The following is a 23815-nucleotide window of genomic DNA, read 5'->3' as shown; positions in this document are numbered from 1 at the left end:
ATATACCCTGGAATTATGTTAACTAAGTAAGCTATGATTTATTTAATAGGATAAAAGGAATAAACAGGCAATGAAGCTGGTTACATTAAATTTATGGGGTGGTCATTTAAGAATCCCTTTGTTAAAATTTATAAATTATCATAAAGATATTGATATTTTTTGCCTGCAAGAGGTCTACCACCAGGCACATCGCGTTATTTCTCGTCAAGAACGTGAGTTGAGTTTAAATATTTTCTCAGATCTACAAAAATTACTGCCCGAACATTATGCCATTTTTAAACCCGCAGTGGATAACGTTTATGGTATAGCCATGTTATTAAGAAAGAATATTGATATTGTAAGTGAGGGTGAAATTAATATTCACCAGAAACGATATCATCCTGGAGTTGGTGAGAATCACTCACGAAATCTGCAATGGGTGGAATGTGAATCCAATAATCAAACCTACTCGATTTTAAATGTACATGGACTTTGGAATGGTCGTGGTAAAAATGATACCCCTGATCGAATTGAGCAATCCCTACGTATCCGTCATTTTATGGATACAATTAACACGCCTAAAATATTATGTGGCGATTTTAATTTACGGCCCAACACACAAAGTATGCATATTATCGAAGAAGGCATGACAAATCTTATTACAGCTAATAAGGTTCGTTCCACACGTACCAGTTATTATAAAAAAAGTGAAAAATTTGCTGACTACATTCTAACTTCGCCAGAAATACAGATTAATCAATTCCAGGTTATGAGTGAAGAAGTGTCAGATCATGCCGCATTATATTTAGATTTTAGCTAATCATAAGTATAACCTGGTTGCTTGCAACCAGGACTTCTTAACAAATTCAGACTACAACTTGGGAATCAACTGCATGACTTCCCTATTCGCCTCAGGAAACTCATTAGGGTTAAGCTCATCCTGACGAATCCATTTCATGGCAAGCTGTCCTTCAATACAAATAGGATTTCCAGAAAATTGGGTCACCAGGAAAATAAGCAATTGTACGGAACGCTTAGCATACTGATGATGCACTTCACCAAGAAACTCATGATTAAGCACATCCAAACCAACTTCTTCTTTTATTTCTCGGATAAGTGCCTGTTCTGCAAGTTCATTGGCTTCTAATTTACCGCCGGGGAACTCCCAATACCCACCATGTGATGCATGAAGTGGGCGTTGGGTTACTAAAATGCGCTGCTGTTCATCAACAATAATGGCTACAGCAACTTTAATCACGACAAGCTACCATGACAAGATTTGTATTTCTTACCTGAACCACATGGGCATGGATCATTTCGTCCTATTTTCTTTTCTTGACGTCGGAACGTCTGTGACTGAGCAGTCCCACTTTCGTCATCGTTGAACGACTCACCATGGTTTAAGCTCATTTTGCTTACTTGATCCGCACGACGTTGCTCTTCAACTGCATCCACATCCGCTTCACTTTGAATTTCCACAGAGGATAACAGACGAACCACATCATACTTTAGAGTATCCAACATACTAGTAAACAAAGAAAACGCTTCTTTTTTATACTCTTGTTTCGGATCCTTCTGCGCATAGCCCCGTAAATGAATTCCTTGACGCAATTGATCCATTGCCGCCAAGTGCTCACGCCATTGATTATCTAAAGTTTGTAAAATCACTGATTTTTCAAACTGCGACATAACAGGTCTACCTGCTTGTTGTACTTTTGCATCATAATGCTTAATGGCTAAATCAAGAATTTGTTCTTTAATTTGCTCTGGCTGAATATGATGATCTTGTTCAATCCACTCAAGCAGAGGAGTTTTTAATTTAAACTCTTCTGATAAAACATCGTGTAATGCCTTAGGTTCCCACTGATCTTCTAAACTTTGCGGTGGAATATAAGTATCAACGAGGTTGTTGATTACTTCTTCACGCATCATCGTTACGACTTCTTCAGTGTCAGCCATTTCCATAATGGAAGCACGTTGCGTATAAATCACTTGTCGTTGATCATTTGCTACGTTATCGTATTCCAATAACTGCTTTCTGACATCAAAGTGATGACCTTCTAATTTACGTTGAGCATTTTCAATCGCTTTAGTCACCAGAGTGTGTTCAATCGGCTCCCCTGGTTTCATACCCAAACGTCTCATCATCGATGCAACACGCTCGGAAGCAAAAATACGCATTAAGTTATCTTCAAGTGATAGATAGAAACGGCTGCTGCCTACATCCCCTTGACGGCCAGAACGACCACGTAACTGATTATCAATACGGCGTGATTCATGGCGCTCAGAACCAATAATTCTTAAGCCACCTGACGCGAGAACTTCATCATGGCGTTTTTGCCATGTACTTTTCACTTCTTCTTTTTCTTCAGCAGTAGCAGTCTCAGACAATTGTGCTAAATCAGCAGCTAAGCTTCCACCTAACACAATGTCCGTTCCACGACCGGCCATATTCGTAGCAATTGTTACCGCACCTGGACGCCCTGCTTCGGCAATAATCTGTGCTTCTTTTTCATGGAACTTAGCATTCAATACTTGATGCTTAATCTTTGCTTTATTAAGCATTTGGCTCAAAAACTCAGACGCTTCAATTGATGCAGTGCCCACAAGAACAGGCTGTTTACGCTCTACACAAGCCCGTACGTCATCAATAACCGCTTGGAACTTATCTTCTTGATTTAAATAAACTAAATCAGCTTCGTCTTTACGCATCATGGGTTTATTAGTTGGGATAACGACAACATCAAGGTTATAAATTTGTTGTAATTCATAGGCTTCTGTATCTGCTGTACCTGTCATTCCCGATAACTTGTTGTACATACGGAAAAAGTTCTGGAAGGTAATGGATGCTAAAGTTTGGTTTTCATTTTGAATGGCTACACCTTCTTTCGCTTCAACCGCCTGATGTAAGCCTTCAGACCATCTACGACCTGGCATAGTACGCCCAGTGTGCTCATCAACAATAACAACCTGGTTATCGCTCACAATATAATCGATATCGCGATGGAACATTGAGTGTGCTTTTAATGCCGCATTAACATGGTGCATCAGCATAATGTTGCTGGCGTGATACAGGCTCTCACCTTGATCTAACAACCCTGCTTTAAGCAATAACTCTTCAATATGTTGATGGCCTGCATCTGTTAAATGTGCCTGCTTTTGTTTTTCATCAATCGTATAATCGCCATCACCTGCTTCTTCACTTTCTTGCTTTTTCAGATTAGGGATTAGTTTATTAATTTTAATGTACAGCTCTGAACTGTCTTCAGCAGCACCAGAAATAATTAAAGGAGTACGCGCTTCATCAATAAGAATGGAATCCACCTCATCCACGACCGCGAAATTAAGCTCGCGTTGTACTTTATCAGTTAAGCTAAAGGCCATGTTATCGCGCAAGTAATCGAAACCGTATTCATTATTAGTTCCGTATACGATATCGCAAAGGTATGCAGCTTGCTTCTCACTATGAGACATATCGGGGTAAATTACCCCAATCGTCAATCCTAAAAACTCAAATATAGGACGCATCCACTGACTGTCACGCTTGGCTAGGTAATCGTTAACCGTTACCACATGTACGCCCCGTCCAGTAATTGCATTTAAATAGGTAGGAAGCGTTGCAACTAAAGTTTTACCTTCCCCGGTACGCATTTCGGCAATATTCCCTTCGTGCAATACCATTCCACCTATTAATTGCACGTCAAAATGACGTAATCCCAAAGTACGTACAGATACTTCTCGGACCGTAGCAAAAGCTTCTGCTAATAACTCATCAAGACTTTCTCCGTCATTAAAACGGGCTTTAAATTGTGCAGTTTTATCTGCTAACTCGGCATCAGTCAGGGCTTGCATCTGTGATTCAAACGCATTAATAGCCATTACTGCCTTTTCCATACGCCGCAATGTACGCTCATTTCGGCTTCCAAACATTTTCTTGATCAACGTATTCAGCATGGCCTAAACAATCCTCTGAAGGTTTTAAATAATAAATGTGTTAATGTACTAAAAATTGGAAGAAAATACTATGAATAACATCAGAGTCAGCTGACATTTCACTCGTTTGAACCCAAATGGAGCGATTTTCGAACATTGAAATGAAAATCTTTGCCGTAAACACCTCAAGCACAACGTGCAATTCCCAATTAAGGTTATCATCACGACGTAAATGATGTCACATAGTAACAAAGCCCCCAGGCAGATATTTGCAATGAGGACGTATTTATAGAGTGTCAACTTAAAGTCCGTCTTCATTCACAGGCGGTACAAATTTTGTCATTGCTAGCCTTGGCGAAGCAACCAGGCTGTGCTTCGTTAAAAGTCAGTATAGGGGTTCGCAACGACGACATTTTTTTATAATGCAACCGCCTCTTCAATCTCTAATAGATAATGGTGGGTTTGCTCTAATAAAGATAAGTCTTTAGTCTGCAACAACTGCATCAATATTTTTTTCCATTGACTCGCGCCCGGCAAACCAAACGCCAAGTTAAATATAGGTTTTACCAATAAGCTCAGAGCGGTACCTTGATGATATTCCTCAATCAAATAATCTTTATATAAGCTCAATAACTGACTGCGCAACAACATCGGGCTTTGTGGATAAAGTGCATGATGGATGCACGCTATTTCATAAGGATTATCACAGGCTAGGCGACCTAACATGACACCATCTACATGCTCAAGATGTTCTTTGATTTCTTGATGGCTTTTAATATTGCCATTAATGACCATGGGAATATGGGAGATTTCTTTTTTTATTTGGTAAACAAAATCATAATTAACTGGGGGAATAGTACGATTCTGTTTTGGACTTAGCCCATTCAGCCAGGCTTTTCGCGCGTGTACAATAATTTTCTGACTACCCGCATCCACCAATTGATGTACAAAATCACTAAAAAACTCATAACTGTCTTGATGATCAATACCAATTCTTGTTTTTGCTGTAACCGGAATAGTCACTGCATCACGCATGGCCTTGATGCAATCAACAACTTGTTCCGGCTGACTCATTAAACAAGCGCCAAAATGTCCTGCTTTTACTCGATCACTAGGGCATCCCAAATTAATATTAATTTCATCATAACCCTCTGCTTGCGCTAATTTAGCGGAGATCGCTAAAGCCTGTGGATCAGAACCGCCAAGTTGTAACGCTAATGGATGTTCTTGTTGTTTAAATACTAAAGAACGTCGAGGATTATTTTGAATTGCACCCGTAGTTTGCATTTCGGTATATAAAAGCGAATGTGGAGCGAGAATACGCATGAACACACGAAAATGACTGTAAGTCCAGTCGATCATAGGGGCAATTGCTAAAGATGAAAACAGTATGTCCAATGTCATTGCAACGTTAATAAAAAAAGAGAGGATTATATCTTAATTATCGATTTTTGTACAAAAGGTATAGCCTGGTTGCCTGCAACCAGGTTAGATAACAATCAACATCATTGATTAGCCACATTCATCGCCTGAACCATCAACTGCAAACGTGATCTACCCTGATAGAAATTGATATCCAATTTATAAGCCATATGAACAAACTTGGCGCGGTGATTGGGCCATGCATTTAGATCCACATTAAAGGCAATTGCATCCACCTGTTGCCCACCCTGATTAGAAACCAGGGTCATTTTTAAATGATTCTTACCAACAAGGCGTTGATCCAATATTTCAAAAGTATTATCAAAAACCGGCTCGGAAAATTGCTGTCCCCAAGGTCCTGCTTGTTGAATTAATTGTGCTGTTTCCAAGTTCATTTCATTCGGTGCTAAGGGACCATCCGTAAGCAACTCACCTTCACACTGAGATAAATCAAGATGCTTACCCACTTCGGTCACTAAAGCCTCCCGAAAGGCATTCAAAGCTTGCGGATGAATACTTAAACCTGCAGCCATTGCGTGACCACCAAATTTAATAATTATTCCAGGATGGTCGCGGTCAATCGCAGCTAATACATCACGAATATTTAAATCAGGTACTGAACGAGCCGAGCCTTTCAGCTCCCCATCGCCTACCTCAGCAAAAGCAATGACCGGTCGGTGATAGCGCTCTTTCATTCTCCCAGCCAAAATACCAATAACGCCTTGGTGCCAGGTTTTATCAAAAAGACATAAGGCAATCGGTAAATGATTGCCTTTATAATCATTACTCGTGGACAGTTTATCCAAAGCCAGCATAGCCTGTTCTTTCATTTCCGTTTCGATTTGCTTACGTTCCTGATTTAACTCATCCAGCTGCTGGCTGTAATTTCTGGCTTGCTGAAAATCAGAGGAAATCAAACATTCAATTCCTAACGCCATATCATCAAGTCTTCCCGCCGCATTTAAACGGGGAGCAATAGCAAAACCCAAATCAGACTCTCTTAATCGCGAACACTCACGCCCAGCAACTTCAATCAGGGCTTTAATTCCATCTCGACAATTTCCCTGGCGAATTCGGGCCATCCCTTGATTCACCATAATTCGATTGTTTTGATCCAAACCAACCACGTCAGCAACGGTGCCTAGAGCAACTAAGTCGAGAAAACTTGCCATATTCGGCTCTGAAATTTGCATTTCTGCAAACCATCCCACATTCACTAAATGTCGACGTAAAGCAAGCATGACGTAAAAAATCACCCCAACTCCCGCAATCGACTTACTAGGAAAAGCACAACCCTTTTGATTGGGATTAACAATAGCACAGGCATCAGGTGTCTTATCAGCGGGCAAATGATGATCGGTAACTAAAACATCAATCCCTAATTGATTTGCTTTTTCCACCCCATCAAAACTGGCAATCCCATTGTCTACCGTAATAATTAAACTGGGACGCCATTTACTCGCAACTTCCACAATTTGTGGGGTTAATCCATAACCAAATTCAAAACGATTAGGAACTAAATAATCAATGAACTGAGCCCCCATCGCGCGCAATGCCGTAATAGCAACTGCAGTAGAGGTTGCTCCATCTGCATCAAAATCCCCAATAATCAGAATGCGCTGTTGCTCACGTAAAGCCTTTTCCAGCCGTAAGCATGCTCCATCAATTCCCTTTAATAAATTAAAAGGCAGTAAGGTTTGTAATTGCTTATCCAACTGAGCGATATCAGTAATCCCTCGTGTGGCATAGATTCTTTTTAATACCTCTGGTGTGTTAGGTAAATTTAAAGAATGCTCCGGTTGAGCACGACGCTTAATTAGCATGAATCAATTTTCTCCATATACGAGTAAACCAGTTGTCAGAATGACTACCGTAGGCGGTATTATTCCAATACCATTGAACCGGTCTTTTGGTTAATTCCTCTTGATGGCGCTCACTAAGCACGGAATATTCACTAACCAATACGACCCCATGTTCTTTGAGGTTTACTTCAGGACTGTATAAAGTAACGCTGCTGCTGCATTGTTTGGCTAACGGTAAAAAAGTCGCATCAGCACAAATTGCCATTATTTTGGATTCGGTAAGTTTTGCATTGCCCCAAGGCCATAGGCCATTAGCAGCAGACGAATTAGGCTTTGATGCAAAAAGCATTTGAGATTCAGTAACAAAACGTTGCCAAAATAATTTTTCATCCAATTGTGCCAGTTCAGGCATTAACGATTTATTTACTAATTGATAGACTGGTTTTGCTTTGAGTGGGCGCTGTTTATGGTCTTGGAGGAGCCAAGTTTCCGCATTATGATAATGTAATGTCATTCCTTCTTCAGCAAAATAGTTGGCAAAAAGCTCAAACCAAGGTTTGATTTCAGACTCTTTTAGTTCCAAATCCTCTCCAACAGCTAAAATTAATGCATCATTATGACTGGCTTGCCAGTGAACCGGGCTAACAATTAGCCAATCGCCATCAAGTTGATGAACTTTTCGTAGCAAGTCTCCCAACGGTGGATCAGTGGGCTCATAGCCAAGACAACATAACAAATTAAGTAAAGCAGTTCCTTCTGAGCTTAAGAGTTTTACGCCTTCAGGAATAGAACGGCACTCAGAATTAATAACAAGGTGCATTTAATGTCTCTTACTAAAACGTTAGGCGCTGATTAATCCATCTCGGCGAAACATCGCTTTTAAATTCCGTAAAGCTTGGCGTGTGCGGTCTTTATTTTCAATCAGTCCGAAACGAACGAAACCATCCCCCTGCTGACCAAAACCAATACCAGGGGATACAGCAACTTGCGCTTCTTTAAGTAAGTATTTGCTAAACTCTAATGAGCCCATCGATGCATAATGAGCAGGAATCGGTGCCCAAACAAACATCGTTGCTTTGGGTTTAGTAACCTCCCAACCAATTGCATTTAATCCCTCACAAAGCACATCACGGCGCCGTTCATAAAGGGACCTAATTTCCTCAACACAATCGTCAGAACCTTCTAAAGCAGCAATTGCAGCCACTTGGATTGGCGTAAAGGTACCATAATCTAAATAGGACTTAATCCGTGTTAATGCAGAAACCAACTCCGTATTACCACATGCAAAGCCAACGCGCCAACCTGGCATATTATATGACTTAGACATTGAATAGGTTTCTATCGCAATATCTGTTGCTCCAGGCACTTGTAATATCGAAGGAGCTTTATATCCATCAAAAACGATATCCGCATAAGCAATATCGTGAATAATCCAAATACCATGTTTTTTACCTAATTCAATGACTTTCTCAAAAAATGGGTAATCAACACAGTGAGTACTTGGGTTTGAGGGAAAATTGATTACCAATGCTTTAGGTTTTGGCCAACTGCTATTGATAGTCTCTTCAACAGACTCTAAAAACTGCATTTCATCAATTAATGGGATCTGTTTTACGTTGGCACCTGCAATAATGAATCCATAGGTATGAATTGGATAAGCAGGATCAGGAACTAATACGGTGTCACCAGGCCCACTGATCGCTAAAGCTAAATGTGCTAGACCTTCTTTAGAACCAATAGTTGCCAAAATTTGAGTTTCACTATCTAAGTGAACATCATAATTACGATGATACCAAGATGCCATTGCACGTCTTAATCTTGGTATTCCCTTGGACATAGAATAACGATGCGTATCAGGTCTTTGCACTGCTTCAATAAGTTTATTTACGATATGAGGTGGTGTAGGCTGATCGGGATTTCCCATACCAAAATCAATAATATCTTCGCCGCGCGCACGTGCTTCCATTTTTAATTGGGTCATCGTATTAAAAACATAAGGTGGTAACCGTTTAATGCGGGGAAATTGACTCATAATATCGACCTCTGTAGTATACTCGTAGCCACTATAACTCAATGAATCATCGAAAACCATGAATATTAATTTAGAAGCCGCAGAAAATAATGCAGTGCAAGCTTACAGTGAAAATCAAGTTCAGATTAATTCGATTACTTATGAACGAAGTCTAATCGTTTCTCAGAAAGAAGTCATCTCTGATCTGGAAATTCATGACATTCAGGCGATAGATGAGGAGTATTTACAGCAGTTACTTCAATTGAATCCTGAAGTCGTTATTATCGGTCACGAACAAACTGGAAAATTCCCTCCGATGTCCATAATCAGCACCCTATCACAGCATCGCGTAGGCATCGAATGTATGTCTATTGGTGCCGCATCGAGAACATACAATGTCTTATTAAGTGAACAACGAGCTGTGGTCGCAGGATTTATTTTTAAATAGGAGTACAACAATCAATGGAATTGATTGTCGTACCTCTAATGAGAATAATGACTACTTGTTCTTAATGGCTTATTACTTGATTCAGTAGCTCAATAGATTTAATTTTGAACTTTTTTGTATAAACTTGTCTTACCCAGAGTACACCTTGTGGATGAGATTATATCTCTTAAACAAGGTGTCCGGCTATTGGAGGGAAGAGCATGATGACAGTAGAGTAAATTATAAACTACTTTCCGGTTTGGCAATCAAGCACCAGTTTTCATCTTTGAGCAGAAGCTTTTTCCGGGTAAGGTGCATACCAATAAGCGACTACGCCAGACCATTAGTTGGCGGTTCTATATCCCCTAGATGTTCCACACGCGAGTCTTCTTTAGCAGAGAAAAAACCTACCTTAGATACCCCGAATGTCATCGCTGTAGTCGCTATAACAGCCCCCGCAATAACCACCCCTGACAGTCCCATGGTTGCTGCACAAAGCGCTGTAAATCCTAAAGCTACGGCGCCAATACCCAGAGCATGAATAAACCCACTTAAAATAGACATACTCATGCTATCCTTTTCTAAGGGTGAGGCAGTATGGGTTGCAGGAATACGCTTAACTTGCGAATCTCGAATTAATTTTTCAATATCTTTATCACTGAAAAGGAGCTCTTCTAGTAATGCATATTCCTCAGGAAATCGCTGGGCATAGTTATATCCATATTTGAGTTCGACAGGTATCGTACAGCTGATTTTTTCGGCTAGTATTTCTGCTTTGATTATTTGCACAAACTGGAGTTTTTGTTCTGGCTCCAGTGCCTGTATTATTTTGATAATATCAAAAGAATTTTTTACTAACTTAGTAAGTTCATTTTTTGTTATTGAAAAATAATCATTTTTTTGCGCTGGGGGTAAAAGCCTCATAAGCCACTGAAACTCTTCAGTAGTTTTAATAGAGAGAGAGTCACTAAGATGGATTTTTAAAAGCTCATAGAGAGCCGCTCTATTATCAGGTGATTTTATTGAAATTAAAAAAGTAGAAGGATACTTATCGTTTTTAAATATAATACTCATTTCATCTCTTAAAGCGACAATAGTATCGGCGTAAAGAGAAGGTTCTAAATAAGAAAAGAACTTTCCTAAATCCATTGCGCTTTGAATAGAGTCCATAAAATGTTCTTGTAAATCAATACTTATGCCCACTTGCTTAATAGTATCAGCAATAGATTTCATTTCTTCATCACTAATAGTCATAATTATTACCATAAAAACAATCTGTTTATTATTATACCACAAAAAATCTTAGATTGGCTTCGTCAATTTAACTTCTTCTCGCGTAATGAAGTGTGCCTGATGAATTTTAGGCGCAAAGAATCTCAATTACCGCGAAATTGCAGATTTCTTGAGCTTATTGAATTAGATTTTTGGGTACGACAATAACCCCTGGTTGCGAGCAACCAGGCTTTTCATGTATAAGCATTCACTTCATGATATTGAGGTAATCTTCCGCAAACACTTTAATTTGTTCTAGAGCGAGAGCTTGTTTTTTGAGTTGGTCACTGCGAATTTCATGAGGTAAAAATGGAGCCATTTTAGTAGTAATTAACTCATAAACATGGAGGTCTTGGGCTTTTATTTGTGACGCCAGCTCATGAATAATTTGAATCAATATGTCCTTTTTGATTTGACGAGCACTTACCAGCCGCTGTTCTAACCGATTCATCAGCTCTTCTAATTCAACAGTGGTTGCACTGCATGTGATCCGCATAAAGCCACTATTTTTTTCTAATCCAAAATAGGACAATGGCGCAACCATTACCGCATCATTAAATAACAAATAATAGGCGATATCCTCATCTGTCTTTACGGTGCTTATTTTTTGGAAAACTTGATTTGATTCCTGTGGCATTGGCAAGCCAAATAAATCACTAAAGTCGCCCATGGCATAGAATGTAGCTTCCACCTCATAAAGCGGATCAGGCATACTCGCCTCCATCTTTTTTAATCGCTGGAGGACATAACTTACTTTTTCCTCATAATAAACGGATAGCTTTTTTTGCTCATGATGGTCAAATGAGACCATCGTTTCCGCATACGCGATTTGAGCGGAACGGGGAACATGAATAAAATAGTTAATATTCTTATTCAATAATTCATTCATCAATTCAGCATCGAATACTAAAAGAATAGCCATCCGCTCACCTGCTGCAGACAGCGCTTTAGTTGCAGAACGTAATATAATGACTCTGTGTTTTAAATCGGGAGCGATTTTTAAAAAAGAAGGCATAGGTTTGAAGGACATTTCCACATAGGCTTCATCAAAAATAATATAAAAATCAGGGTATTTTCTCAATACAGCCGCAATTTTTATCATTTCCTTTTCATCTATCGTGTTGCCCAAAGGATTTGAGGGATTACAAAATAGAACCGCTTTAGGATATCCTTTGTCTTCTTCTGCGTACTCATAAGCTAGATCAATGCTTTCTTGCAACGATTGAGCTGTGAGTTTATAACCAGGATTCTTCATGACAGGGATAGGATGAAGTTGGTGCATCAGATCATTTGCATAGACACTGTAATGAGGAAAGGGAGTGATAATTCGATAACCAGGAATATCTTCAAAATGAGTATTGAACGTATCAAAAATAGTTCTTAAGCCCCCGATTCCACCCACAGTAAATAACACATGCTCCAATTTTATCTCCGCTTCATACCATCGGGACATACTCTCAGCCATAATTTGTCTGGGTTTTTTATCTCCTCGAGGATCCCCATAGTCTATTGCAGGATTATCAGATATTGTTTCCGGAGAAGAATGCCATTGTTCGGATAAATCATTTAAGCGCTGCCAGTAATTAAGATACGATCTCACGGTGCGTTGATTAATGGGATATGTGGGGCGGCCCAATCCTGCTAAGATCATTTTTTTTTCTTTACTATCGGAACGCTCTTTCAGTTCATTAGCCCACAAAGAAAGAAGCATAACTTTTTCTATTTTCCTGGCAGGTAGCCCTTCTGGTGTAAACATGTATTTCCTCTCAAAAAATGTTATTTGGTAGCCCAAGATCAAGATCGTCGACTACCTGTCAAACACTATCTTTTACTATTCATTCAAGAACATGACCTTTAAATTGAGGACTCTATTTCTTTAATTAACTTGCTTAATTTTATTATTGCTCATTTTTTCATCTTACTTAGATAGTACCATCTGCTCGGGTGGCCGACAAATCACACCAGACCATATTGAGTATTGTTTAGGTAATACAAAAAAAAACCTCTATAATCAGAAGTATAGTCACAGTAAGAAAAAAACAAACAATGGCAGACGAAAATAACAGCAACTCAATACAAGCTCTAGAGAAAACTGTAAAAAAACAGTCTGATATTATTTTTCAATTAAAAAGCATTCTTGATAATTTTCCAGGTGATGTTTATTGGAAAGATAAAGACGGCACCTGGATTGGGCTGAACGCCCATTGCTTATCGAGCTTAACTCGAATGGGCATCATAAAAACCCCATCTGAAGATGAAGTCATTGGCAAAACAGACTATGACTTATTTAATAAAACCACTGCAGACACCTACAGAGCCAATGACTTAAAAGTAATGAACGACCCACAGGAACTCGCTGTTGAAGAAAAAGTTTATCTACCAGACGGGCAATTAATTTATATCCACTCGACAAAAAGACCCTTATATGATGAACATCAGCAACTGATAGGAATTATTGGCAATACAATAGACATTACTCAAATGAAATCTATTGAACAAGCCCTTCAAAAAGCTAAAGAGCAAGCTGAAGCAGCAAACCAGGCCAAGACAGAATTCATTGCCAATATGAGCCATGACATTCGCACGCCGCTTACAGGAGTAATCGGATTATCCGAAATTTTAGAACGAACGCTAAAAAACGAGCAGGATAAAGAAAAAGCGCATATGTTACACGCTAGTGGGGAAGAACTCCTCCATATGCTTAATCAAATTTTGGAAGATATGCGCGCAGATAACATGCGGACAACAGATTTAAAAACTGATTTTTTTGACCTACACCAATGCATTAATGATTTAATTCGGTTGGAATTACCCGCTACGAAATTAAAACAATTAGTACTCAACGCAGATATTTTATCGAACGTGCCCCATTATATTAAAAGCGACCGAAATAAAATCCAGCGTATTTTATTAAATTTATTGGGGAATGCGATTAAATTTACTCATGAGGGTAGCATTACTTTAAAAATTGAATGTTTACATCGTGATGAATATAAAGTACACCTTAAATTCAGTGTTTCTGATACAGGAATTGGTATTCCAGAAGCCGTTCAATCTCAAGTATTTAACCAGTTTTTTAAAGTCAGTTCATCTTACCAGGGACTCTATAACGGTTATGGACTCGGTCTTCACATCGCACAATCTTACGTCGAGTTACTCGGTGGACATATTGCATTAACAAGCCAGGAAGGAATTGGCAGTACGTTTAGTTTTGATTTAGTATGCCCCCTCACTGAAGCACCCGATGAATACAAAAAACCGCAAATTGCTCAAAGTATAACAACACCAGACAGTGTCCATCATCTTCTTTTAGTTGAGGACAATGTTATCGCTTTAAAAACTCTGGAGTCACTTCTGTCACAAAAAAATTACACATTTACTTCTGCATCCTCCGGAGAAGATGCATGGGAATTCTGGAATAAGCAACATTTTGATTTAATACTCACGGATATAGGGCTTCCCGGTATCACTGGAAATGAGCTATGCCAGCGAATTCGCGAACAGGAGAAACGCGCTGGCATAGCAAGAACTCCTATCATAGGACTTACAGGCCATGCAAGAGAATGCGTTCTTGATGAATGCATACAAAGCGGGATGGATGACGTGCTCAATAAACCTGCACCAATCGATACGCTCCATTACTGCATTCAAAATACAATAAACGTTACTCCGAATAAAGATTTGCTCTCGGATACCTCAGGTCAAGAAGTTTCTTCAGCACTTCTTTTACCAGATGAAGAGCTGTTTCAATTAGAGCAGTTTCCTTTATTTGACGAAGTGCTTGTATCGAAGCAAATACCCGATCGACAATTTCTGATTATCATGATTGAAAACTATCTTTCTGAGCTTATGCAGCAAAATATCCAACAACTCGAACAAGAATACTTAAATAAGAATTGGAAAAATATAGAGAAAATCGTTCACAATATCAAGGGGGGGGTAGCTTATCTCGGTATCCCAAAAATGCTTGTTGCTTGTCAATATTTTGAAGGGTATTGGAAAACAGGACAGCACCTGTTATTGGAGCCTCTTTATAAACAGATACTTTCGGTACATAAAGAAACCAACGAGGAATTACGAACTTGGCTTGAGCAAAACAAATAATACATTCACCGAATAACGCTTATAGAAATGTAATTTTGGTCATTGGGAGCCTTCTCGAAGCAACCCAGAACAATGCCTCATTAAAACGCAGTATTGGGTTGCTTCACTTTATTGGCAACGATGATAGCTTGAACACTTACGCGCCAATTATAGTGCACTAGGCCCAAAGTAGCTGCGAAGGTCTGACTAGACTTGCCGTCTTGCTTCCAATATATTAGGAATCTGCATCAGTTTAGCCAAAAGCCGTGACAAACTGCTCAAGCCATCGATATCCACCGTCAAGGTAATAAATGTCATATTCTCATGCTTGTTGCTTTGCGTTTGCAGAGCATAAACATGGGCTTTTTCATTAGCCAGTAAGGAAGTCACATCCTTCAATAACTCAGAGCGATTAAAAGCTTTAATCAAAATATCCACGACATAATTTTCACGAGTAGCACTTCCCCAAGTTACCTGTAAAAAGCGTTGTTTTTGTCGCTCATTAGCATGAATAATGTTAGGACAATCCTGACGATGCACTGAAACCCCTCGTCCAAGAGTGATGTAACCAATCACATTGTCTCCAGGAACAGGTTGACAGCAACGGGCCATAAAGGTCAGTAAATTTCCTACGCCTTCAATACGTAGATCACTGCCAGTGACCTCGGGCTTTCCTTGGGCTCTAACAAATTTATCTAGATTTACTTCGGATGTTTGTGGAGGAGCAAGTTTATTAACAATCTGCCCAAGTTTAATATCCCCACGGCCTAAATTAGCATAAAGATCATCAAGCTTCTTGAAATGCAGCGCATTAACTACTTCATTGAGCTTATCTGATTTGATCCCTAAGGATTTGAGCTCCTTATCTAATAACTCGCGGCCCTCTTGCATATTACGCTCATAATCTTGCATCTTAAACCAATGCAATACTTTGGCCTTCGCTCGAGAGGTTTTTAAATAATTTAAATGCGGATTAATCCAGTCGCGTGAAGGCTTAATTTGTTTACCTGTTAACACCTCGACCTTATCACCTGTCTGTAATTGATAAGTAAGCGGAACGATATGTCCATTAATACGCGCTCCTCGGCAACGATGGCCTAAATCACTGTGTACATGATAAGCAAAATCTAAAGGAGTAACGCCTTGGGGCAAATCTAAAACATCACCATCTGGGGTAAACACGTAAACACGGTCTTCTAAAAATTCGGTAGTCGCACTTTCAGGAACGCCTTTATTGCTGGCCATTTCTCGATGCCATGCTAATACATCACGAAGCCATTCAATCTTGCGTTCATGGCTTTCTTTGCGAGGAGCACCACCCTCTTTGTATTTCCAATGCGCAGCCACACCCATTTCTGCCAAGTCATGCATATGGAAGGTTCGAATTTGTACTTCAAATACCCGCCCTTCAGGGCATTCTACCGCGGTATGTAATGACTGATATCCATTCTCTTTAGGATTAATAATATAATCATCAAACTCAGCTGGAATCTGTTTCCATAAAGTATGTACCATCCCCAATACTTCATAGCATTGATGGTCTGTTTCTACCAGAACTCGCACCGCAGTAGCATCATAGATTTCATCCAGAGCTACATTCTTACGCGTCATTTTTTTGTAAATACTGTGAATATGCTTAGAGCGGCCGTACACGGCAAAGTGTTCGATCCCGCTGTTTTTGATCTGCTCATTTAATTGTTCGACGATGTCATTAACAAAACTGTCACGCTCAAGACGCTTCGCTTTTAATCCTTTGGCAATGGCTTTGTAATCAGCAGGATGTAAATGACGGAATGCCAAATCTTCCATTTCCCATTTGATGGCCCCTATTCCTAAACGGTTGGCTAAGGGAGCATAAATTTCCATAGCTTCCGTAGCTAATTGAATGCACAAAGCTTCGGGTAAATGAGCTGTCGATCTCAGAATACATAAACGCTCAGCTAATTTAATCAAAACAACCCGTACGTCATCGACCATCGCCAATAACATTTTACGGATGTTATCAATCTGATGTTTATTTTGTGGGTATTTATTCAAGGCTTGAAAACTATGCATGGCGCTCATGCGCTCAATTCCCTTCACAAGCTTAGCAATATTGGACCCCAACTGCTCCTCAACATCATCAAGTGATAAATCAGCATAATGAACATTTTCGAAAATAATTGCCGCGGCCAATGTTTCGGGATCGACTTCAAGATCCGCAAGCAGATCCGCCATCTCCAACCCTTGCTGCAAACAGGAATGCCCTGTTTCTGTAGCATGATCCTGCCCTGACAATTGACTTAAAGCACAAGCACTTCGGATGAGTTCAATACTGTCCAAATAACCTTTTGCACCAAGTTGATGTAACCATAAATTCACATCAATGCTGCCATCCGCAGCCAGGGGAACAGTATCTTTGACTCTAACCATGAGTATTATCCTTTTTCAAACAACGCGATTGACTCGACGTGAGCTGTGTGAGGAAACATATCCATCACCCCTGCTTTAATCAAGACATAACCTTTTTCGTTTACTAAAATATCAGTATCTCTTGCCAATGTTACGGGATTACAAGACACATAGACAATACGTTCGGGGTTTAAGGCATCAATTTGCTTCACAATTTCTAATGCTCCAGAACGTGGAGGATCAATTAAAACCTTATTGCATGTTTGTTGTACTAACTTTTGTACCTCTTGAACATCATCTAAATTAGCGGCATAAAAATCGACATTGTTTAGCTGATTTAATTTCGCATTCATATAGGCGCGCTTAACCATTGCTTCACTGCCTTCAACACCCAATACCTTGGCACAAGATTTGGCCATTGGTAAGGAAAAATTGCCTAGACCACAGAATAAGTCTAGCACGATATCTGTACTTTTTAAGTCCATTAACTCCAGTGCAAGTGCAACCATTGAGCGATTTAACTCTGAATTTACCTGCGTAAAGTCAGTCGGATGGAATGAGTAAGTTATTTGATAATCCGGCAAGCTATAAGATAGATACTCACTGGAATTAGGTGGATAAAAACAATAAACACTGTCAGGGCCTGCTGGCTGTAAGAAAATCTTATACTGATAGTCTTCTGCAAATTGCTGAAGTCGTAATTCATCAGCAGCAGTTAATGCGGATAAATTACGGAAGATAAGGCCAATTTCCTCATCCCCAGCTGCGACTTCGATTTGAGCAATGCAGTATTTATCTTCCATAGAATTAATTAAATTTCTTAGAGGAATAATATCTTGATCCAGCCGTGCATTTAAAACGGGACACTGGGTAATTTCGGCAATATAACGAGGATTATTTCGCTCTCTAAACCCGACCATTGAAGATTCCTTCTTATCGACATAACGCACACTTAAACGGGCCTTATTACGATAATTCCAATGATTAGCAACTAAAGGTGGCAATACGGTTTTTGCTTGAGTATGACCATAACGCGCCAATAAATCGATTAATTGCTCTTGTTTAAAATTAATCTGCTCTTTTTCGCTTAAGTGCTGTAATGAACAACCACCGCACATTGCATAATGTGGACACTTGGGTTCTACACGCAATGCAGAGGGTTTAATCACTGATAATAATTTCCCTTCATCAAAATCTTTTTTTACACGGGTATATTGAAACTCTACCGTTTCACCAGGTAACGCCCCTTGAATAAAGGTAGCTTTTCCATTAATACGAGCCACACCTTTTCCGTCATGACTTAAATTAACGATTTCAGTGGTTTGGGGGGTGGGATTAGGTTTGGAACGAGTTCTTCTCATGAATTTCTTCTCAACAAATGTGTTTTTTAATCAAGGAAATACCGGTGTGCAAGGGTATCATATCCCCTTCCTGTTTGTCATGATAATTTGGCGAGCACTAATTCATAGTGAATAATTAAATATCATTGTACGCGCCCTGTTCTCTTATAAGTAGCTATGTCGAATTTTGACACAACCCAAAAACAGACTGATATATCAAGTAATTCACAACACTATACACAAGGTTATCCCCAGATTTTGTGGATAAAGCATAAATGCTTTAATCAGAGGATAGAAGATAAAAACCGCGCCAGCAAAGGGCTTAAGCAAGAATTTGAATTTATTAATTAAGAGAAGATATAAAGGCAGCTAAAAAAGTTATCCACAGATTGGGGACAGGAATAAGGAGACTCCGGCTCGCACATGATAACAAAGAAAAAAGTAAAAAACAGTCTTGACTTGGTATTTATATTTAATTTTTATAAAATAGAGAGCTATAGATAATGAATCTTTTGCACCCACCTCAGCTATACTTATGTTAGTAAATAATTTAACCCAACCAATACCTATATGAGTTTAAGCTATCTTATTTATTTAATGTTTATCATTATCTATGAAGTGAGAAAAAAAAGTTATCATCGGTATATACTGAATCCATTAGCTAAATGGCATTTAACCTACCCTTTAAATCTGCGGCAATTGGAGCAATTGGCACTGGCTAGAGGGGTAAAAATTAAGCTCACGGATACCTCACTGACTAAAGCAACAAGGCGAATCAATTATAAAAAAATTGAACATCCCCTTTTGAGGCCATGGGTCATTCAACGACATAACATAAAATTAAATAGACAGTGGAAGTTTTTGTATACAGTGATGAGTGGGAAATCTGTTCTTGATTTTGTGGTGCTCGACCAAGAAAATTTAGAGGCCGCTACTAATTTTTTTAAAACCTCGTTATCTGAAAATGGAATACCTGTAGAAATTAATTATTATCTTCAAAGTATTTGTAATGTAAAAAGAACAACTCGCAATGAGCAGTAAAGTCGTTCAGCCCTGAAACCATGTAAAAAAATTGTAACATCCTAAATGGGGTTCAAGCCTATCCTACTTATCGTTTGAGATTTATCAAAATACCAGCCTTATGGAGGTTAAAATTAGCACACCCACGTAAATGGTTGGTTTTCAAATAACTCACAGGTCTATGCACAGGGTTATCCACAGATTTTGTGGATAACCCCTTTTGCCCCATAAAGCACAAAAACACAGTGTAGACACGAGTCTTAAAAGAATTTTCTTGATAATATGCAGGTATGCTAGAGTGTATTAAGAGTTTTTCAGGAAAGTTATCCACAGGCGGGTGAGTGAGCAGACTAGTTGTCTGGGTCGGGTATGATAACAAAGAAATAATGAAAAAACAGTCTTGACAGGCCACTTTTTCTTAACTTTTTTAGTTTTTAAATGATGCAGCCTCTCCTAAGGAGTTTACCTTCAAGTAAGGACCTAGGTTACGCATCTTAGACCCGTAAAAATTTCATTAAAAGAATTGCGTCTTCTACTTTGTCATTATCTTTATAATAATCTTTTTTTATTTCCACCTCATCAAATCCCAGGCTTTTATAAAGGTGTAATGCCGCGGCATTACTTGGTCGAACCTCAAGCATAACCGAATACGAATCGTTGCTCTTATTTAGCAAGTCAAGCACATGCTCTAAAAACTTACGCCCATAACCTTGTGACTGCAACTCTTTAGCAATGCAGAAATTTAAGATATGGCACACATGATCCCGGCGTCTACAAATCATGTAGCCACTAAGTACCCAATCGTCATTCATTCTGGTTTCAAGGACGAGACAGTTATAGCCAACCAGCACGCAATCTCTTAAAATGGTACGACTCCAAGGGGTAATGTGAACCGTGGTTTCAATTGCATAAACCTTATCTATATCAGATTCGTGCATACAGCGGACATTCCACATCATTCCTTGTGCTCCTAAAGAAAATAACCCGTATTAGATAATAATCATAATACGGGTTATTTTAGACGTAAATCCCCGTTCGCTACGCAAATACGGGCTACACATATTTAATCTTTCTTTTTCTTAGGTAAATAAAGATCAGTAATCGTTCCTTCGAATGCTTCAGCTGCCTGAGCAATTGTTTCAGATAATGTTGGGTGAGGATGGATCGTTAATGCAATATCTTCCACATCACAGCACATTTCAATCGCTAATGCAGTTTCCGCAATCAAATCGCCTGCGTTAACGCCAACAATACCAGAACCAAGAATACGATTGGTGTCTGGGCAGAATAACAACTTAGTCATCCCTTCTTCACGTCCCATACTTAATGCACGCCCACTCGCAACCCAAGGGAAGGTTGCTTTTTCGTAACGAACGCCCTTCTCTTTGGCTTCTTTTTCAGTTAAACCTGCCCAAGCTAATTCAGGATCAGTATAAGCAACACTGGCAATGCAATTAGGATCAAAGAAATGTTTCTTACCAGCAATCACTTCAGCTGCAACTTTACCTTCCGGGATCGCTTTATGAGCTAACATAGGTTGGCCTACAACGTCCCCAATTGCAAAAATATGTGAAACGTTGGTACGTTGTTGGTTATCTACCTTGATAAATCCACGCTCATCAACATTAACGCCAGCTTTCTCAGCGTCAATCATACCACCATTAGGCTTTCTACCTACAGAAACAAGAACTTGTTGGAAGCAAAGTGGTGTATCAGTCTTGTGTTCGCCTTCCATAGAAACATAAATGCCATCTTTCTTCGCTTCAACCGCAGTAACTTTGGTCTTCAACAAGAATTTTACGCCTTTTTTAGTCATCCGTTTTTGTAACACGTTAACCAAGTCAGCATCAGCACCAGGAATTAATTGATCCATAAATTCCACAACAGTTACGTCTACGCCTAAAGCAGAATAAACAGTTGCCATTTCTAAACCAATGATTCCACCACCTAGAACCAATAAACTGCCTTTAATATCAGCAAGTTCTAGAGCCCCAGTGGAACTAAATATACGTTTGTCTTCTGGAATGAATGGTAAGTTAACTGACTCAGAACCTACAGCAATAATTGCATTTTCAAACTCAACCTCAACAGGACCATCTTTAGTATCAACGGTAACTTGATGGGTGCCAGAAAATTTACCTACGCCAGTCACCACTTCAACTTTACGCTGTTTAGCTAGCGCTTTTAAACCACCCGTTAATTTGCTAACAACGGAATTTTTCCAAGCAACCATTTTTTTATTATCCATGGTTGGCTTGCCAAAGCTGACGCCTTGATCTTCCATCTCATGCGCCTCTTCAACAACTTTAGCAATGTGTAATAAAGCTTTAGATGGAATACACCCTACGTTTAAGCAAACACCGCCTAGTGAATCATAACGTTCAACTAAAACAACTTTCTTTCCTAAATCAGCTGCTCTGAATGCAGCAGTGTATCCCCCAGGGCCACTTCCTAATACGACAACATCAGTCTTTATTTTACTAGCCATTGAAAAAACCTCTTTATTTATTAATCAGTTATTAAAGCAAAATTCGTCGGATATCACTTAAGCTATCACAAATAAAACGCGTGAAACGTGCAGCTTCTGCACCATCGATAACTCGGTGGTCATACGAGAGTGATAAAGGCAACATTAGTCTTGGTTGGAACACTCCATTCTCATAGACAGGTTTTATCTCTGAACGGGACAGTCCTAAAATTGCAACTTCAGGGCTATTCACTATAGGCGTAAATGAAGTACCTCCGATGCCACCGAGACTCGATATTGTGAAGCAACCACCAGACATATCCACGGGCATTAATCCCTTATCACGAGCCTTAGCACTTAAACGTCCCATTTCAGTAGCAATCTCGGCAATGCTTAATTTATCAACATTTTTAATCACGGGAACAACCAAACCATTTGGCGTTTCAACTGCGATACCAATATTGCAATATTTTTTATAAATTAAGTTAGCACCACTGGCATCCAAAGAGGCATTAAATTGGGGGAAAGTACGCAATGCTTTGCTTACTACGGCACAAACAAAAGCCAATAAAGTAAGTTTATAACCCTTATCTTTAGAACGTTCTGCTTCTTCTTTTCTAAATGCTTCAATATCAGTAATGTCTGCAGAATCAAACTGAGTCACATGAGGAATCGTGATCCATGAACGATGCACATTCACACCAGTAAGCTTTTTAATTTTATTAAGTGGTTTTGTTTCAATCTCACCAAACTGAGTAAAATCAATGACGGGGGCTGCTGGGATCCCGAAAGATCCTGAACCAGAAGCAGGTTGTCCGCTTAAACGCGCTTTAACGTAAGCTTGAATATCTTCTTTAGCAATACGCCCTTTGCGTCCACTTCCTTTTACCTCCGCTAAATTAACACCAAATTCTCTTGCTAAACGTCTAACAGCAGGACCTGCAGAAACTAATGCTGCAGATTCAGAACTATATTCAGTAGCAGCTGCTTGAGCACTTACGGGGGTAGGAGCCGTAGTGGGCGCTTCAGCAGCTGGTTTTACTTCTTCTTTTGGAGCTGGCTCGGCAGCGCCCATTGTCGTAGCAAGAAGAATTAAGTCTCCTTCAGAAACCTTGTCACCAACTTTAAGACTTAACTTTGTAATAGTCCCTGCCACTGGCGACGGTATCTCCATACTGGCTTTATCAGACTCTAAAGTAATCAGTGGCATATCAACTGAAATTTGGTCACCAACTTGAACCATCACTTCAATTACATCAACTTTGGCACCACCAATGTCGGGAATCTTAACTTCAATTTCTTTTTCTACAGTCGCAGACGTTTCTTGAGCCGCTGTTGGCTCAGGACTACGTTCAGCTACTGGCTCACTCGGTTTCGTCTCTTCTTTAGCAGCAACACTAGCAGTGTCTACTGTAGCTAAAAGAATCACATCGCCTTCAGAAACCTTGTCTCCAACCTTAACTTTTAAGCTGGTAATTGTTCCTGCAACTGCGGAAGGAATCTCCATGCTGGCTTTATCTGATTCTAAAGTAACTAATGGCGTATCAACCTCAATTTGATCGCCAACCTTAACCAAAATTTCAATTACATCAACCTGGGAAGAACCACCTATATCAGGGATCTTAACCTCTATTTCATTTGCCATATCTGTCCTCTAATGTAGTCTGG

17 protein-coding genes are annotated in these 23815 nt (G+C 39.5%); 4 read left to right on the top strand and 13 right to left on the bottom strand.

What is annotated here, in order from left to right; genetic code table 11:
• Positions 1-70 precede the first annotated feature (70 nt).
• Complete coding sequence (locus ACD661_RS03095; RefSeq protein ID WP_400186224.1) at positions 71-799, top strand: endonuclease/exonuclease/phosphatase family protein; 729 nt, start codon at positions 71-73, stop codon at positions 797-799.
• Positions 800-850: 51 nt separating this feature from the next.
• Here the strand turns inward: ACD661_RS03095 and mutT are convergent, their stop codons facing one another.
• The 6 genes from mutT to alaC all read right to left on the bottom strand — a co-directional run bounded on the left by mutT (position 851) and on the right by alaC (position 9168).
• Positions 851-1234, bottom strand: coding sequence for an 8-oxo-dGTP diphosphatase MutT (mutT, locus tag ACD661_RS03090; RefSeq protein WP_400187218.1), 384 nt, complete (start codon positions 1232-1234; stop codon positions 851-853).
• Entirely contained in the window at positions 1234-3933 is a 2700-nt protein-coding gene (gene secA / locus ACD661_RS03085; protein WP_400186222.1) for a preprotein translocase subunit SecA, read from the bottom strand. The genes mutT and secA overlap by 1 nt, the downstream gene beginning before the upstream one ends.
• 396 nt (positions 3934-4329) lie before the next feature.
• Entirely contained in the window at positions 4330-5316 is a 987-nt protein-coding gene (gene dusA, locus ACD661_RS03080; RefSeq protein WP_400186221.1) for a tRNA dihydrouridine(20/20a) synthase DusA, read from the bottom strand.
• Positions 5317-5417: 101 nt separating this feature from the next.
• Positions 5418-7157 (bottom strand): single-stranded-DNA-specific exonuclease RecJ, encoded by a 1740-nt coding sequence (recJ, locus tag ACD661_RS03075; RefSeq protein ID WP_400186219.1) that lies wholly within the window; start codon positions 7155-7157, stop codon positions 5418-5420.
• Positions 7147-7956: a hypothetical protein gene (locus ACD661_RS03070; RefSeq protein ID WP_400186217.1), complete on the bottom strand. Its 810-nt coding sequence runs from the start codon at positions 7954-7956 to the stop codon at positions 7147-7149. Before ACD661_RS03070 ends, recJ begins: the two co-directional genes overlap by 11 nt.
• A 21-nt stretch (positions 7957-7977) precedes the next feature.
• Positions 7978-9168: an alanine transaminase gene (gene alaC, locus ACD661_RS03065; protein ID WP_400186215.1), complete on the bottom strand. Its 1191-nt coding sequence runs from the start codon at positions 9166-9168 to the stop codon at positions 7978-7980.
• A 58-nt stretch (positions 9169-9226) separates the two neighbouring features.
• Here alaC and ACD661_RS03060 point away from each other — a divergent pair, with 58 nt between their 5' ends.
• On the top strand, positions 9227-9595 hold the full coding sequence (locus tag ACD661_RS03060; protein WP_400186213.1) for an Mth938-like domain-containing protein: 369 nt from the start codon (positions 9227-9229) through the stop codon (positions 9593-9595).
• Between the two features lie 309 nt (positions 9596-9904).
• On the opposite strand, the gene ACD661_RS03055 is transcribed toward ACD661_RS03060, so the two are convergent.
• Both ACD661_RS03055 and ACD661_RS03050 read right to left on the bottom strand, forming a co-directional pair.
• Positions 9905-10870, bottom strand: coding sequence for a hypothetical protein (locus ACD661_RS03055; protein WP_400186211.1), 966 nt, complete (start codon positions 10868-10870; stop codon positions 9905-9907).
• Between the two features lie 184 nt (positions 10871-11054).
• Positions 11055-12602: a pyridoxal phosphate-dependent aminotransferase gene (locus ACD661_RS03050; RefSeq protein WP_400186210.1), complete on the bottom strand. Its 1548-nt coding sequence runs from the start codon at positions 12600-12602 to the stop codon at positions 11055-11057.
• A 290-nt stretch (positions 12603-12892) separates the two neighbouring features.
• Here ACD661_RS03050 and ACD661_RS03045 point away from each other — a divergent pair, with 290 nt between their 5' ends.
• A complete protein-coding gene (locus ACD661_RS03045; protein WP_400186208.1) occupies positions 12893-14950 on the top strand; it encodes a response regulator in 2058 nt (685 codons plus the stop codon).
• A gap of 186 nt (positions 14951-15136) precedes the next feature.
• Here ACD661_RS03045 and relA read toward each other — a convergent pair whose 3' ends face one another.
• Positions 15137-17341, bottom strand: coding sequence for a GTP diphosphokinase (gene relA / locus ACD661_RS03040; protein ID WP_400186207.1), 2205 nt, complete (start codon positions 17339-17341; stop codon positions 15137-15139).
• A 5-nt stretch (positions 17342-17346) separates the two neighbouring features.
• Positions 17347-18681 carry a 23S rRNA (uracil(1939)-C(5))-methyltransferase RlmD gene (gene rlmD / locus ACD661_RS03035; RefSeq protein ID WP_400186205.1) on the bottom strand — a complete coding sequence of 445 codons (1335 nt, stop codon included), beginning with the start codon at positions 18679-18681 and terminating at the stop codon, positions 17347-17349.
• A gap of 549 nt (positions 18682-19230) precedes the next feature.
• On the opposite strand from rlmD, the gene ACD661_RS03030 reads away from it, so the two are divergent.
• The gene (locus tag ACD661_RS03030; RefSeq protein ID WP_400186203.1) at positions 19231-19701 is read left to right on the top strand and encodes a hypothetical protein; all 471 of its coding nucleotides are present in this window, start codon (positions 19231-19233) and stop codon (positions 19699-19701) included.
• A 473-nt stretch (positions 19702-20174) separates the two neighbouring features.
• Here the strand turns inward: ACD661_RS03030 and rimI are convergent, their stop codons facing one another.
• From rimI to aceF, 3 genes are all read right to left on the bottom strand, one after another.
• Entirely contained in the window at positions 20175-20639 is a 465-nt protein-coding gene (rimI, locus tag ACD661_RS03025) for a ribosomal protein S18-alanine N-acetyltransferase (RefSeq protein WP_400186202.1), read from the bottom strand.
• A 104-nt stretch (positions 20640-20743) separates the two neighbouring features.
• Positions 20744-22168 (bottom strand): dihydrolipoyl dehydrogenase, encoded by a 1425-nt coding sequence (lpdA, locus tag ACD661_RS03020; protein WP_400186200.1) that lies wholly within the window; start codon positions 22166-22168, stop codon positions 20744-20746.
• 31 nt (positions 22169-22199) lie between these two features.
• Positions 22200-23792: a dihydrolipoyllysine-residue acetyltransferase gene (aceF, locus tag ACD661_RS03015; protein WP_400186199.1), complete on the bottom strand. Its 1593-nt coding sequence runs from the start codon at positions 23790-23792 to the stop codon at positions 22200-22202.
• Between the last annotated feature and the right edge of the window lie 23 nt (positions 23793-23815).

It is taken from the genome of Legionella lytica, from assembly GCF_044626755.1.
GTDB classification, from domain to species: Bacteria; Pseudomonadota; Gammaproteobacteria; order Legionellales; family Legionellaceae; genus Legionella; species Legionella lytica_A.
Note: the sequence above shows the minus strand (reverse complement) of the source record. Positions and strands in the feature narration are given on the sequence as shown.